Origin of the sequence: Acidithiobacillus albertensis, from assembly GCF_001931655.1 — a bacterium.
In the GTDB taxonomy this organism is placed as follows: domain Bacteria; phylum Pseudomonadota; class Gammaproteobacteria; order Acidithiobacillales; family Acidithiobacillaceae; genus Acidithiobacillus; species Acidithiobacillus thiooxidans.
The window spans coordinates 1236927-1251956 of the sequence record NZ_MOAD01000001.1 but is presented as its reverse complement, the minus strand read 5'-3'; the positions used below and the strand labels follow the sequence as shown (position 1 = coordinate 1251956).

The following is a 15030-nucleotide window of genomic DNA, read 5'->3' as shown; positions in this document are numbered from 1 at the left end:
ATAATAAATTATATTAGAATAGAAAATATTATTTAAATTCCATCCAATTGATTAATATTATTTTTTTGAAAATTTCCACGATCATTATCTTTTGTAAGGAAAAAGTCATGAAATTGACGCAATAGTGTCATATTTCGTTGCTATCGTATCTGCGACAGTGAGGTATAGAACTCTCAGAAAGATTTTTGTATCGAGCATAGTTTGAGCATTGCATATTTTACATGGTATGTCACCCTATGTTTGTTGACAATAAAGATAACATGTTTACAATAAATTACAAGTATGACATAGTAACTCTCAAAGAGAGAGTCGGGTAAGGCCCAAATGATGTGTAGGCGTAGGTTGGCATCCAGTTAGAAGAACCCCCTTGGAAAGAGAGCCAAGGTAAGGAGATTATCTTTGTTGGGTACATTGCATGAAACTTTTCTTTACCGATTCTACATGTAGCATTGAGGGCGTTGAGCGCCCCAATATTCCTTTTCTGTGCGATGACCAGATGGAGCTGGTGAGTCCACCCAATCAGTATCTGCGCTACATAGCTACAGTCAGAGGCAGAACGCGGTCGGAGAAAACCTGGCAAACTTACGGGTCGAATCTGCTGGAATATTTTGCCTTTCTGGAAGCAAACGGACTGGACTGGAACGCTGTCAGCCAGAGACAAATTGCCGCATGGCGGGATGCCATGCTGGAGAGGGGGTGTGCACGGAGCACGGTCAATCAAAGATTGCGGAGTGTGCACGCTTTTTATGACTGGTCCGTCAAATCGGGAACAGCCACGGTAGTACCCTTTTCCAAACAGGATATTTGGGTGGCCAAACCGCGAGGATTTCTGGCCCATGTGGACGCCAAAGGGGGACGTCTTGAGGTAAACGCACTAACCCTCAAGACCTACGATCGTAGACCCCAATTTCTATTATTGGAAAAGGCCATCCGTTTTCTGGAAGAGACCCGCCCACGACGGCTGCAATTGATGGGCTATCTCATGCTGTTGACGGGGATGAGACGGGAAGAAGTCACCGCTCTGGACTATCGAGTAGTCCCCAATCCCGCAGGGCGGGATCCAAGAAAACAAATCTCGATGGTCCTGGATGCGAGCATGACACCTACGAAAGGAAACAAAACGCGAACCGTGATGTTGCCTTATGATCTTGCCGTCGCCCTCCATGAATATTTTACATTCGTATGGCCCAAGCTGTTGGCCCTTCATAGAAAAAAATACCAAACGGAAACCACACGTTTTTTTCTATCGAGAACGGGGGATCCGCTCTCCATTAAGGGCGTCAATAATGCTTTTGCCAAAGTCAGTATGAAAACAGGTATTCCCTGTCATCCACATCTCCTGCGGCATACCTACGGGACCTATGAACTTTTGCGCATGCTCCGAACCAAGGGAGAAAGTCAGGCATTGCTCTGGGTCAAGGATCGTATGGGGCACAGTTCCATTACCACAACTGAACAATACATCCATGCTGCGGATCTGATTCAGCATGATGACATTGACGGTTACATAGCTGATGTCTGCAGGTCGCTGAGCCATGGCCATTAGGCGGACGAAATTAGACCGAAAGGTGTCTCTGACAGAAAAGGACGGCGAGCTGATTGATCTGCCACATGGTTGGACTTTTACAATCCAGTGTCCACACATAGGCTCAGTCTGTCTGGATTTTAATCGCTATCGGGCGAATGGAAGAGAAGCACTGGCACAGGAGATGCGTGATGCGGTATGGCGTATGCGCCATGCCGTTGTAGGCAAAACACTGCAGTCAATTACATGGATGGGCCTCAGATATTTTTGGCGATTCCTGGATCACCAAGAAGAAAACGGAATAACCATCGCCAACACAGGTCAGGTTGATCGTAAGGTCATTGTTGATTTTCTCGGCTGGCTGGAGCTTCAACCTGTTACCAGAGGCGCTCATAAAGGATCAATGCTATCACTGGGTACAAGAAGGAGCATATACAATACGCTCAAAACGCTGCTGCTGTACTGTTCTCGGAACCCAAGCGACACTGCTGCGATTTTTCCCAGCAATCCGTTCCCCCATGGGAATCGACTTGTCCCTAAAAAATCTCCTTACTCCCGTTTGGAGCAGCAGCGCATTCTGGCTGCAGCCCATAAAGATCTGAGCAATATCCACAGTTCATCGGGACATGACCTCGATCAGACCCAGGTGCTTGTAGTGCATTTACTCATCATAGGCATTGCCACGGGGAAAAATCTGCAAAGTTTGTTGGATATTCGTCGGAACAGTCTGCAGGAACACCCGCTACCCGACCGAGAGTTTCTTGTAACGATGAAGCGACGCGGATACTCCACGCAAGCCACGGCATTTAGTAGAAAAGCAGGTTCCAGATCGCATAATGCTCTCGAAGCAATTCCTTCTACCATCGCCGACCACATTCGCTTTTTGAGCCAATATACAGAACCACTATCGCGATTGGCTTCAAAAGAACTGCGGGAACTCGTCATGATTCGACGTCTCCGACATGGGAAAGTGGATGGTGAAGTCGTTCGTTTAGACGCTAACTCGGTAGGGTGTGGTGCCAGAAAGTTTTCTGCCCGTCACGCACTTCAAGATGATGACGGGAAACCATTGTCGTTACAATTTTCCAGGCTAAGACCCACGATGGCCACCGAACTGTATCGCCGCACACACGATATCCGATTAATACAAAGGGTATTAGGGCATTCATCAGCAGAAACCACCGCCCGACATTATTTGACACTGCCTGCTGAATCAGAGCGCAATCATGCGTTGGTATTGGATGCTATGGCGCATCGCTTTACCCGCACAGAAATTGAAGGAAAAGCCATTCTGGCCGCAGATGGAGCCATTCCTCTACAGGAAATGCGCAACCTTCTTGCCGGAGGTTACAGTACGGGAATAGCCCGTTGTCGTAACCCTTTCAGAGAGAATGATGCTGTTTGCAATAAATACCTTAGCTGTTTTCGCTGCCCTAATATGTGTGTCTTTGAAGACGATCTTTGGCGACTTTTCAGTTTTTATTATCGCTTGCTGGCTGACCGCATCAAAATAAACCCTGAACATTGGCTCAAAACATACGGCCCGATCATTCAGCGCATTGATGTGGATATAGCCCCCTTGTTTGATCCTGAAATCGTGGAGCAAGCCCGCCAAAAAGCGCAAGTGTCACCGCACCCTACCTGGCGAAGCATATTACCATGAGTCTCAGCCTGTTAGCCCTTTGGCCACAAACGTTAGCCAACCATACGGAGTTGGGAGACTTACCGGTTTCTATCGCAGTACGTGAAGACGGCAGCCTCTTCACGGTCAGTCGATTTGGTGATCCAGTGTGGGATTTTTATCCCTATATATTGCAAGAAAATCTTACCCAAAGCAGTAAGATGATTCGTTGGGACTTTAAACTGCCTCAAGGAGGAAGGTTTACCGATTCGGAACATGCCGATTTGCTATTGTCGGCGAAAAGCTTTATCTGGTCACTTTTCCTGGATCCTGTAGAAGGCAGGAAAAGACCTGGTATGTTAACTCTAAAACACAAAACTGCTTCTGTGCGATATTTAATTTATTGGATGCTAAAATGTGGTTTCAAACAGTTCCGTGAAATAGAAAACCATACGCTTGATTATGCCAAGGTAGCGCGCTTCAGAGCGAATGGAGAGGGTTTGTTAAGCCCTGGAACGATAGCCCAGTTTCTGGGGATTGTAGAGGATATTTATCATCAAAGAGAGAAGTTAAACGATGCCCTCTCTAAGCATCCATGGCCGCATGAATCTTCGGTTTCCCTTGCTGGGTTAAAAACATGGAAGAATCATAGAGCTTCAACGACGGAATGCATTTCTGAAGACGTGCTCAACAAACTTACTAAAATTTCACTAGATTATATCCAGAATCGTGCTCCGAAAATTCTTGAAGTCCTAGAAAATACCATAAATACAGACATAAAACCAAAAAATAAAAATCGATCTTATGACTATATCTCGTTAACGATCAAGAGTAAATCTAAAAATTGTAGTGTTAAGCTCAGCAATGAACTATATACTTTAAGAACAAGTTGTTACATTATCATAAACCTTTTCTCCGGGATGCGTAATTCTGAGGTTTTGTCTCTCGATACAGATTGTATCACCCACAAATCTACAGAGGATGGCTTTGGTTCCCTGACCTTTCTGCATGGCACAACATATAAAACTGGTCACAAGAAAAAGACGTGGCTGGTTCCACCCGTAGTAGAGGAGGCGGTTATTGTCCTCACCCGTCTTATGCACAGTGTCCATGGAAGAATGGAAGCAGAAGAACAAGGACTCAAACGACAATTAGAAAATATTAGTAATGAAGATGTACGGCAGGTTAGTAAGCGGCATACATTTTTGACTCGACACAAAAATAAACTTTTCTTAACTATTCCTGGCAGAAGTCCTGTAACCGTTATTGGAATCACTGCTATTAACAGCGATCTTAAGATTTTTTGTAAAGATTTTGATATTCGTGGTGAGAATAATCAACCCTATCCGCTGCATACCCATCAGTTTCGGCGAACGTATGCACGATTCATAGCCCGCTCGGAATTGGGTGATTTACTGACACTGTGTGAACATTTTGGTCATTGGAGCCTGGATATGACCACTTACTATGCGGATGGGGGTGCAGATGAGTATGAATCGGACATCGAATTGATGGCTATGGTCACGCAGGAAAAGCAAACTCGGCAATCCGAGATTATGACTGGGTTGTTGGATTCAGAGGCCCCTTTGGCCAAGGGGGGCGAATGGCTGAAGGCCTGGCGATCGTCAGTCCGTACGGCGGAAAATAAAGAAAAACTGATTGCGGAGTATTCAGGATCCATCACCCTGAATGGAACCGGTCATTCCTGGTGTGTAGGGAACGCCCGGGGAACGGGATGTGGGGGTTTGTGCATTTTCGAAGCGCAAATGTGTGTGGATTGCCATTATGGCATTATTGGCCCTGAACATCGGCCGGTCTGGGAGGGTATTCGTGACCAGCAAAAGGAGGCGTTGGCTCTGGACGATATGGGAGAATCGGGTCGCGCCCGGGCGCAACTGATCCTGGACAAAGCCGAAACTGTTCTACGCAGACTGGAAGCATCAAAGGACCAATAATTATGGGTTCGGAAAAAAGCCTCGCAGCCTTGAGGCAGCACGGTCAAAATTCGCTTAAGGCGACTCGCCGCAAGCTGGAAGCGGCTCTGAGCCGTCTGGTGCATGGTAATCCGCGCCGGGTGAAAAAAGGGATCAAAATCACGGCCGCCGCCGTAGCTGTAGAAGCAGACGTGGATCGGGCGACGCTATATCGTTTTCATGAACCGATCCTGGTACAGATTCGTAAAATCAACGACATGGCCCCTCGTACACAACTCAAGGCCCAGCGTTCCGAATTGGCTGAGGCCGAAGCGAAACTCAAGGAATACCGGAAACTGGTAGAAGAAGCGCAAGCCGAAGTCGCTGCCCTGGCCCGGATCAATTACCGGCTGGATCTCCGCATTCATGAACTGGAAACGCAACTGCAGGTCCGTGATGCCCGTATCGCGGACTATCAGAAACAGATGCGTGCACCCACCACCTTACAGAAAGTGATCACCCTACCCAATGCTGGGGATGGAGAGACTCTATCCTGACTGTTTTGCGCCGGACCCACTCTCCATCAGTCGGCCATGGGAAATTTTCACGACATAGTGCGACATAATCACGTTGTTAGAATTGCTAATTGCAAGTACTTGGCCTTTTTGTTGTCCATGCGACATATAGCACCGGGGCCAGCCATAAGGTCATCACTGTTCCTAGTGCCAGTCCGCCCATGACCGAGGTGGCCAGAGGTTGCAGTAGATCGGTTCCGTGCCCGATGCCGATAGCGAGAGGCAGAAAGCCAAAAACATCGGCCAGCATCGTCATCAGGATGGGCCTCAGACGCTGGCGGGCAGCAAACGCTACACTGGCCGGTTTTGGATGGTTACCGTCCAGTTGGCGGGCACGAGCGAAGATCAGGATCACATTGTTCACGGCAATCGCGAACACTAGCAAAATCCCGAGAAAAGCCGTGCTGTCAAGATCCTTACCAGTAATCAGCAACAAGATCAAAGCGCCCGGTGCCGCCAGTGCAATGGAGAAAATAGCAACTGTCCCTGCCTTCTGGCTTCCGAACTGGAAGCCCAGCAAGATGAGCAAAATCAATAGTGCGGCGATGAGAATCACCGTCATTTGCTGAAAGCTTTTCTGTTGCTCCTGATAAGTACCGGCTATATAGCTGGTGACGCCAGTAGGCAGGTGTGCACCGGCAATGACAGCGTTGGCCTTGGTCGCAGCCTGTGAAAGCCCCTCTCCTGCCCGCGGACTCAGCTTTATGGCCGCATAGGGCACGAGATTCTGATGGGTCACATAAGGCACCATCCCCTGCGGTAACACCTGTGCGACCTGGGACAACGAAGTTAACGTGCCATTGGGCAGGCGCACCGGCGTATTACCAAAGTTGGTCGAATTCATAGCTTGCCCCCCTGCGACCTGCACACGGATAGGCAAAATCTGCTCGCCATGCAGGAGAAATCCTGCCTGGCGTCCCCAATAACGGGTCTTGAGTTCCTCAGATAAGGCGAGCGGACTGAAGTCTTCCATGTTAGCCAGTGCGCTCGGATTGATAGCGATTTCCGGACCTGCCGAGGGAGATTTGAAAACGATGGACTGAAAGTCATGGCTTGCCTGTAGCGCCTTGGTCAGTCGCAGTCCTGTGTCATGGAGGATGGTGGAATTGCTGCCGAAAAGATCGATTACGAGAGGAGCATGGGAGCCGGAGAGGTTGCCGAGGCGGTTGATCATGACCTGCATGGTCTCCAGGGATGCCAAATCGGGCGCTGCTTGATGAAACCGGCGACGCAGAACGCGCATCACAGTTTCTGTGCTCTGCGTACGATGGGCTTTGAGCAGTATCGTCAATGCACCCTTGTTGGGTGTCGAATAGGCGGCACTAAGGCCACGGCCCGCGACCAAAGAGACCCGCTCCACATTAGGATTTTCCTTGGCTATGCGCATAAAGGCTCGACCGACGCGCATGGTTGCTGCAATACCGCTCCCCACCGGCGTGCGATAGGGCACCACGAAAACACCCTCATCCCAATGAGGTAAAAACGCGGTCGGTATCTGGGTGGCGCCGACCCCCGCTACAAGCATTAATACAAGCACTACTGGAATGGTCACCCAGGGGCGGCGCATGCCGCCCACTAGCAACCGACTGTAGTGACGACGCAGCCAGCGTTCTCCGGGTAGACGATGAACATGTTTCGCACGGGTGGAGATCCACAGAGCGAAAACGGGTGTGACAATAATGGCGACAAGCTGAGAAGTGATCAACGCCACCACAATGGCTAACGCCATGTGTCGGAACAATAGGCCGATGGTGCCGGAGAGAAAAATCAGTGGAATAAAAATGACACATGCGGTGAGCGTCGCGAGCGTCATCATGGGTAAAATATCGCTAATCCGTCGCAAGGTCATGCGTCGACGCGTCTCATCGTCACCTTCCAGCCCGTGTATGCCCCTTTCGACGATAACAATGGCATGGTCAACAAGTGCTCCGATGGCGGCGGTAATACCACCGAGCGTCATGATGTTGATGCCGAGCCCCAGTGCATGCAATACCAGCATCGTTGCGGCTACTGCCAGAGGCACCACGGCCAGGGTCGCAATAGCTCCATCCCATCGGCCCAGAAAGAGAAAGACGATAATGAAAGCAATGGCCGTGCCAAGACCTAGTGCGATCCAGACATCGCTCAAACTGGACTGGATGAGATGGCTCATTTTATAAATAGGAACGATATGCATATGTGCTGGCAAATGCGCCTCCAGCAACTGTATTCGTTTTTGCACGGCATTCGAGACATTGACCTGATTCACGCCCTGTTGTGCCGAGATGTCCATGAGCAGCGCGTGGCGGTACCCAGCGACGGCGGCCTGTCGGATCAGTGGCGGTGGTCCGGTCTGAATGCTGCCGAGTGCCCCCAAGGCGATGGGTGCGTGCACCCCTGCGGCATTGGCGCGGCCTAATGGAAGTGTCACGTTGGCTAGATGGGCGGCGTCACTGGGGCGCGGCGTAGTAGCAAGAATAAATTGCTCATGAAACGCATTGAGTACCCCGGAGAAAAAGGGCCCCTGTTGAGCGCGCAGGGCGCTGACCACTTGAGCAGCGCTGAGATGATATTGCGCCAATTTTTTTGGATTCAGACGGATATGGACTTCGGGCCAGCCGCGCCCTGTGTCGTCCACATGGTAAACCCCCTGCACCGACAGAATTGCTGGACGAATGGAAAAGGCGAAAGTCGCCATCATGGCGGAGCTATCCAGGTGATTGGAGACCAGTGCATACTCAGACAGGGGGTAGATATTGGGCGTCATCAGCCGCACGCTCATTTTTGCTCCGACTGGGAGGACAATGTGTGACAGTCGGGCCTGTAGCATCAGATAGGCAAGATCAGGATTGGTATGGGGGCCAAAGTAGACATGCAGCTTGGTCAGGCCATTTCCTGTTTGAGAGCGCACCAACGTAACCCCTGGTTCGCCTTTGGCGGCTTCCTCCAAGGGCCGAGTCACTTGCAGCAGCATGAATTTGACTGGAAGATCGTTGGTATGTACCAGCACCGACACCTTGGGGAAGTCTACTGCTGGAAAGATGCTCTCTGGCATTTCCTGGAAGGCGATCCAACCGGCGGCCAAGAGCAAACCAATCAGGAGAAGCACTGTATAACGCGTTTCCCACAAAAACCGTAGATAGCTCCGGATCATTTCTGAATCTCCAGCGGAGCGTGACTATTCAGGCGGGTATTGCCAGACATGACGACCCGTTCACCGACCTTGAGATCACCGACTACTCGCGCAACACCATGTTCTGTATCCAATACCCTAATGGTGACAGGCTGGGCATGACCGTGATGATCTACATAGACCACGGCATGAACACCGTGCATCACCACAGCAGCGACCGGTACAGCCACGGCCCGCTTTTTTGGGACTTGGAGATGTACGGAAATCCATTCTCCGGGTAGCAACCGTGCATTCGCAGGCAAATTGATCACAACAGAGACGAGACCAGACTGGCGCGCGCTGCTTCCAATGCTGCGAATTCGCCCAATTCCCTGCCAGGGGCCTGCCTGCAGATGAACGGGTGACCCAACCGTCAGGTGAAAGGCAGTCTGCGGTGGGACGAGTGATTCTACCCAGGGCTGCCCACGACCGCTCAGTCTAGCGATGGGGGCTCCCGCCGTGACCACAGCCCCGGGGGCCACGAGATAATCAATGCTCCCTGCAAAAGGGGCCACGAGTGACTGATCCGATTGTTCAGCTTGAAGCGCGCGTGAGGTGGCGATGGCTTGTTGCAAGGCAACCCGACTGGAATCCACCGTGGCAACGGCAACAACGCCATCCCGCAGCAAGCGTTGATTGCGCTGCAGAGCAATCCGGGCGTAGTCCGTCTGGGCCTTTGCAGCCTGAATGCGTGCCTGTAGACCTGGGGGATCAATGCGTGCAATCACCGTACCGGGCTGAAGCATTCCGGTAGGCTGAAATGGCCCTATGACTCGCCCGGTCATAGGGGCTGTCAGGGTGACCTGTCCAACACTTTTGACTTGTCCCATGGCGGATATCTTTTGCGTCCATGTTGAGGCCTTCACAATCGCCACGGTAACCGGCACAGCCCAGGCCGAAGATATCGATAAAAAGGAAAGCAGCATCACCAGGTATCGCGCAGCATGGTGTGGTCGAATGCTTCGGGAGGATAGCGTCATGTGTGGGAAGTTTCCTTTTTTTCTGTAGGGTAGCGCCCCATATCAAGTTCCAATTGAGCGCGCGTCATTTGCACGGCAATTTTGGCACTGGCGAGGCGCAAGCGCGCTCGTACCCAACTGCCCTCTGCCTGAGCGAGATTCAGTGCATTAAAGGCACCCGCGAAATAGCCTTTTCGGGTCATGGTGTAGACGCTAAATGCTTCATGGGCTGTCGTACGGGCATTATTCAATGTTTCTTCAGCCGCCTGGGCAGCGCCATAATCATGGGCAATTTGGCTGTCAATCTGCAGAATCAGCGCCTGGCGCGCGGAACGTAAGGCGGCTAACTGTTCTTGAGCAGCAGCGATTCGATCTTGATGTGCGCCAAATCCGAATATCGGCATACTGAGTGTCAAGGCTCCCTGCCAGCCGAGATCTCCAGTCCGTGGCGCGGTGGCTGTGTCCACGCCATAAGCAGCACTGGCGTTGATAGTCGGTAATGTGGCACCACGCTGCACTTGAATCTGCGCGCGTGCTAAAGCGATTTGTCGATCCGCAACCTGTACCAACGGTTGCCTTTGCTTTGCCTGGGTATCCAGGTGAGATGGACTGGGCAATAGGCTCGCAAACTCTGGTCTATTGGACAATATGATCTTCCCATCTGCTGCACGCCCTAACTGCAGATTCAGCAACCTTGTCGCAGCACGGGTCTCCGCTGCGGTCTGCTCTAATCCGGCGCGTGCTTTGTTACGCAGTATGGCAGATTGGGTCAGATCCAATTGTGATACGGCTCCGGCTTTATACGCTTTATGCGTGTCCAGATAGAGTTTTTGGGCGACATTCAACGTGCTGCGCCATATGGTTGTCTGAGTTTGCAGCAAGTTGAGCTGATAATAGGCATTGACGACCTGAGCAGCCACCCGCAGAAGGGTTGCCGTTTCTTGAGACCGGTTAATGGCGGATTGATCTTTTGCGGCCTTCGCTAGGGCGTGCAGTTGCGGAGCATAAAGCGGGACTGAGACATGGATTTGTCCAACCACTTCGCGCGGAGCGTTGGCCGCAATAAACAGGGGTTGGCCATTTCTGCTCTCGGACCAGATGCTACCTGCGGCAAGAGAAACCTGCGGCAAAAGCACGGCATGCGCCGCCTGAGAGAGATCTCGACCTGCTGCCGCAGTGTGTGCAGATTGAAAAACTTGCGGTTGCGTGTGCAGGGCTTCGGTAATCGCTGCAGGCAGAGTAAGGGAAACCCCATCTGCAAGTGCAATGCTTGGCAAAATGCAAACTATGAGAGCCGTTAAATATAAACGAACATGAAACATCGGCGAATGTTACTCCCAATCAGCTAGGCTGGTCCATTTGAGGCATATCGTTACGTAATGAACAAGCGCGAATGGTCACGCGATCTCAAAACCCGTCTTGCAGGGCAGAAAAACGGTGCTAGCCTCTGGGCGCGAACATAATAACGGCCATTCCCGTCAGGGCAAGGAAACTGCCGATAACGTCCCAAAAACTTGGGCGTATTCCCTCAACCATCCAAAGCCAGCCGATGGCCACTGCGATGTACACGCCGCCATACGCGGCGTAGGTACGCCCGGCGGCGGTCGGATGCAGGGTCAACAACCAGGCGAAGGCACCGAGCGAGATGGCTGCGGGCAACAGCAGCCAGAGCGGTTTGCCCTGTTTGATCACGAGCCAAGGTAGGTAACAGCCGACAATCTCAGCGAGCGCCGTAACAATAAACAGGAATAATATTCGCAGCAGCTTGAGCGCCACGCCCACATTTGTCATATTCGGTTCAGTTGCGAGCATGTTCAATCCTCTGCTTGGGCTCAAGATCGTATGTTTGGCCTGTTAATCAGCGTCATCTTTTGCCATATGTCAGCATCATGCATTTACCATGCGACTTAGTTAAAAATGAATATTTAACCACGTGATAGATTGACATATTTTGTGGAATACATGTTAGGTCAAGGGCAAACCATTTTGACGCTGTTTTCTGCTAAAAACTGATAAATCTCAAGCGCTGTTTAACACTGGAGGTGGCCCAGATCCGGTCGGTTCGCACCGACTACGCCAAACGCATCGCCCTGGTACCCATGCAGACAGAGGAGCCGGTGGGCATAGACCACTTGCGATCGCTGCTGAATCCAGCGTCGTGACCGTAGTGATCGGACCTGAGAGACCGAACCAGCAAAGAGGAGAAAACGAAATGAACGTGGAGTGACTCATGACTCCGCATCCGATTATCGTCGGGCCGCAGACCCAAGTGGCGGAGATCGCCCAGCTACTGCTGGAACACCAAATCAACAGTGTACCGGTAATCGACACGCATGCACAAACCGCACAATCATCATGGTCTAAAAGCGGCAGGTGACATGGACTGCCGCTGAATTCAATCGCAGTCATTTGGGAAAGACAAAAGCCTTGTTATGAAAAGATTGCGGACGCTACACTGAATCTGTTGCTAGAGATCTTATATGATTGTTTTCTAAAAATACTTATCGTACGCAACGTGACGTAAAGATGACATAAGGCATGGAGATAGCCACATGAACGTCGTAAAACATAATCTGACGCATAGCCAGCCGTGGTTGTCTGCCCATAGCGGAGTGATGATTTCAGACACGATGAAGCAAATTCCTATGCAGCGATCTTCTCTGCTAAGGAGCATCTTGCGCGCGTTGTATTGGCAACGCTCCCCGCAGGCTACACAAGAACATTCGCAGGCATACAACTCATTGAAATGGGTACCGAGAAATTTTGTCCGGATGAGTGTTATCTGTAGTATCTTCGCAGGGCTGCTCTACAACTTGCCAACCGCCTTGGCTAACCCACTTGATCGACAAGTATTGAGTGCGGTTCAGCTTGACGCACAAAACAAAGCAAATTATACCGCCATCTTACCCACCGGACGCAGCGCAACACCGGTTGGTACCATCAACGGCACACCAAATTTCCCTACGATGGTAGCCGCTTATGGCGATGATGTTGCTGTGCTGGCTAATGGTGCGACACCTTTTCAAACTATTACATTTTATGACGGAAAGACGCTTCAGCGGATTGATCGTCTGGCCGCTTTTTCTAAAGTCGTACCGGCTCAAGCAATGGCTTTTGCAACTCCCGGCGGTAGTGGAATCGCTATCAATCCACAACATGCGGGTGCGGCAGGGGTGGTTTATGTGCCCGAGGAAGACGCTTCATTGAAAACTGCCCAAGCCAAAGCTTCACTTACTGCTGAAAGCAATCCGAAAGTGATTTCCACATCCGTTCTCTCGCACAGCGACTTTTTCCAGGGATTGGCTGCAGGTCCGGATGGTACTTTCTACGCTACCGGGGGGAATTCTGATCAAGTAGTGGCTTTGCGCAACATTCAGGGAAAAATTACGGTTATTCATCAGTATTCCTTACAGTGGCAGGCTTTTCCAAAGGATCAGTATCCCTATCAGTATCAGGGCAACCACCAGAAGAAATATCTGTTTTATCCGGACTCTGTGGTGGTTGGCCCTGAAAATAAACACCTCTATGTCACGGGCATGCTCGCCAATAGCCTGGCACGTATCAATATCGCTACCGGCAAAACCGAATATGTCAATGTCGGCGCTTATCCCTTTGCGGTGACCCTGGCCGACAGTGGTCAGCACTTGGTAGTCAGCGACTGGGCGGGTAACGGCGTTGTCGTTCTCAACCGGCAAAGCATGCAGGTTCTGGGCGAAATCCCCACCGGTCCGGCGGTCGGCTCCTCGACAGTGGCGGCGGGTGTGCATCCCACCGCAATGGTTGCCGTACCGAATAGTCCCAACGTTTTTGTCGCCGACGCAAATATTGACAAGGTGGTAGAAGTGGATACTAAAAATTTGCGGCCATTACAGGTAATAGATGACAGCCCTTATCCTGACGCTCCTCCGGGCAGCTATCCGGACGGGCTTGCCGTTGCCGATGGCAGACTTTATGTTGCCAATGCAGGTAACAACGATGTAGCGGTGTATGACATCCACACCGGGAAGCGTCTGGGACTGATTCCTACAGCCTGGTACCCGACCAGTCTGAGCATAGCGAACGATGCGCTGTATATCAGTTGCGCCAAAGGCCTGGGCTCCGGACCCAATCTGCAAAGCCAGTGGATTGGCAACATGATGCACGGCGTGATCCAGAAAGTGGCTCTCAAGGACATCCCGGCCCACCTTGCTGAATGGACAGAGACGGCTTTGCACAATGATGGTTTTACTTTGGAGCAGCGCAACGTCCGCAATAAGGAAAATGTCGAAACTACCGCCTATCTGCGTAAGCATATTCACTACGTTGTATTTATTCTCCGTGAAAACAAGACATTTGATGAGGATTTAGGAGATTATAAACCGGCTGGGAAATGGGCAGATCCGCATTTTGATTTATATAATCAGAAAGAATTACCGAACTTGTATAATTTGGCCGGACATTATGCCTTGCTGGCCAATTTCATGGCCGACGGGGAAGTCACCGCGCAAGGCCACCAATGGACTGATGGTGCCTCGGATTCAGATGTTGTTCAACGCCTGTGGCCAGAATATTATTCCAATCGTGGTTTGCTCTGGAATGCAGGTCCCGGCGGCACATCTTCTCTAAAACCCAAAGCAGCGGGCGCACACAATCCCTATGTTATTTATCAACCGTTGGGCGATCACACTAATCCATGGATCAGCTATCCTGAAAAGCTTTATTTATTTAATGATCTTTTACAGCATCATGTCAGTTTTGAGGATTTTGGCGAAAACGTGACACGTCGCCGGGATGGTGTCATTCGTGCTGGCTTGCTGCAGCACATGGATGTTCGCTATCCCTATTGGAACAGGATGATCCTGGATACAGACCGAGAGAAACTGGCAGAACAATGGCTCAAATCACATCCGGGCGCGAAATTTCCGCATTTCATTTATATCTGGTTGCCGGATGATCATACTGCCGGTTTGTCCCCCTGCTATTACACGCCAGACTATTATGTGGCCAACAACGACTACGCCACGGCCAAATTTATCCATTATCTGTCTACGACCCCGCAATGGAAACATATGGCAATTTTTTTGAGTGAGGATGACGCACAGTCCGGTGCTGATCATATTAATGGCCATCGGACATTGGCGCTGGTTATCAGCCCCTGGGTGTCAAACAGCGTTTAAAAATGACCAGGTAACAGCGTATATTTTTGACCAGTTTTAGAGGGGGTGGCTGCGACGTTTTTTGAACCGGTAAGAATCGTTTCCGGTCTCCAGAATATCGCAGTGGTGGGTCAGTCGATCGAGAAGCGCC

10 protein-coding genes and 1 pseudogene are annotated in these 15030 nt (G+C 50.8%); 6 read left to right on the top strand and 5 right to left on the bottom strand.

What is annotated here, in order from left to right:
- Positions 1-415 precede the first annotated feature (415 nt).
- From BLW97_RS06465 to BLW97_RS06450, 4 genes are all read left to right on the top strand, one after another.
- Positions 416-1546 (top strand): tyrosine-type recombinase/integrase, encoded by a 1131-nt coding sequence (locus tag BLW97_RS06465; protein ID WP_075322698.1) that lies wholly within the window; start codon positions 416-418, stop codon positions 1544-1546.
- Positions 1547-1709: 163 nt separating this feature from the next.
- Complete coding sequence (locus BLW97_RS06460; protein ID WP_207650565.1) at positions 1710-3188, top strand: tyrosine-type recombinase/integrase; 1479 nt, start codon at positions 1710-1712, stop codon at positions 3186-3188.
- Complete coding sequence (locus tag BLW97_RS06455) at positions 3185-5101, top strand: site-specific integrase (RefSeq protein WP_075322696.1); 1917 nt, start codon at positions 3185-3187, stop codon at positions 5099-5101. The genes BLW97_RS06460 and BLW97_RS06455 overlap by 4 nt, the downstream gene beginning before the upstream one ends.
- A 2-nt stretch (positions 5102-5103) precedes the next feature.
- Positions 5104-5616, top strand: a complete 513-nt coding sequence (locus BLW97_RS06450; protein ID WP_075322695.1) for a hypothetical protein — start codon at positions 5104-5106, stop codon at positions 5614-5616.
- A gap of 85 nt (positions 5617-5701) precedes the next feature.
- Here the strand turns inward: BLW97_RS06450 and BLW97_RS06445 are convergent, their stop codons facing one another.
- The 4 genes from BLW97_RS06445 to BLW97_RS06430 form a co-directional block, all read right to left on the bottom strand.
- Entirely contained in the window at positions 5702-8767 is a 3066-nt protein-coding gene (locus BLW97_RS06445; RefSeq protein ID WP_075322694.1) for an efflux RND transporter permease subunit, read from the bottom strand.
- Positions 8764-9765: an efflux RND transporter periplasmic adaptor subunit gene (locus BLW97_RS06440; RefSeq protein WP_075322693.1), complete on the bottom strand. Its 1002-nt coding sequence runs from the start codon at positions 9763-9765 to the stop codon at positions 8764-8766. The genes BLW97_RS06445 and BLW97_RS06440 overlap by 4 nt, the downstream gene beginning before the upstream one ends.
- Positions 9762-11066, bottom strand: coding sequence for a TolC family protein (locus tag BLW97_RS06435; RefSeq protein WP_075322692.1), 1305 nt, complete (start codon positions 11064-11066; stop codon positions 9762-9764). Before BLW97_RS06435 ends, BLW97_RS06440 begins: the two co-directional genes overlap by 4 nt.
- A gap of 118 nt (positions 11067-11184) precedes the next feature.
- Complete coding sequence (locus BLW97_RS06430) at positions 11185-11556, bottom strand: YnfA family protein (protein WP_226859375.1); 372 nt, start codon at positions 11554-11556, stop codon at positions 11185-11187.
- A gap of 418 nt (positions 11557-11974) precedes the next feature.
- Between BLW97_RS06430 and BLW97_RS19025 the strand changes: the two genes are divergently transcribed.
- Both BLW97_RS19025 and BLW97_RS06425 read left to right on the top strand, forming a co-directional pair.
- Positions 11975-12121 carry a CBS domain-containing protein gene (locus tag BLW97_RS19025; RefSeq protein ID WP_143214857.1) on the top strand — a complete coding sequence of 49 codons (147 nt, stop codon included), beginning with the start codon at positions 11975-11977 and terminating at the stop codon, positions 12119-12121.
- 394 nt (positions 12122-12515) lie between these two features.
- Positions 12516-14885 (top strand): annotated as a pseudogene (locus tag BLW97_RS06425) (quinoprotein amine dehydrogenase, beta chain-like protein); the annotation flags it as partial.
- Positions 14886-14936: 51 nt separating this feature from the next.
- On the opposite strand, the gene BLW97_RS19020 reads toward BLW97_RS06425, so the two are convergent.
- A partial coding sequence (locus tag BLW97_RS19020; protein WP_242947823.1) for an ATP-binding protein occupies positions 14937-15030 on the bottom strand: 94 nt, incomplete at its 5' end.

Coding starts and splice junctions, on each gene's coding strand:
- BLW97_RS06465 (WP_075322698.1), top strand. CDS start 416: ATGAAACTTTTCTTTACCGATTCTACATGTAGCATTGAGGGCGTTGAG.
- BLW97_RS06460 (WP_207650565.1), top strand. CDS start 1,710: ATGCGTGATGCGGTATGGCGTATGCGCCATGCCGTTGTAGGCAAAACA.
- BLW97_RS06455 (WP_075322696.1), top strand. CDS start 3,185: ATGAGTCTCAGCCTGTTAGCCCTTTGGCCACAAACGTTAGCCAACCAT.
- BLW97_RS06450 (WP_075322695.1), top strand. CDS start 5,104: ATGGGTTCGGAAAAAAGCCTCGCAGCCTTGAGGCAGCACGGTCAAAAT.
- BLW97_RS06445 (WP_075322694.1), bottom strand. CDS start 8,767: ATGATCCGGAGCTATCTACGGTTTTTGTGGGAAACGCGTTATACAGTG.
- BLW97_RS06440 (WP_075322693.1), bottom strand. CDS start 9,765: ATGACGCTATCCTCCCGAAGCATTCGACCACACCATGCTGCGCGATAC.
- BLW97_RS06435 (WP_075322692.1), bottom strand. CDS start 11,066: ATGTTTCATGTTCGTTTATATTTAACGGCTCTCATAGTTTGCATTTTG.
- BLW97_RS06430 (WP_226859375.1), bottom strand. CDS start 11,556: ATGCTCGCAACTGAACCGAATATGACAAATGTGGGCGTGGCGCTCAAG.
- BLW97_RS19025 (WP_143214857.1), top strand. CDS start 11,975: ATGACTCCGCATCCGATTATCGTCGGGCCGCAGACCCAAGTGGCGGAG.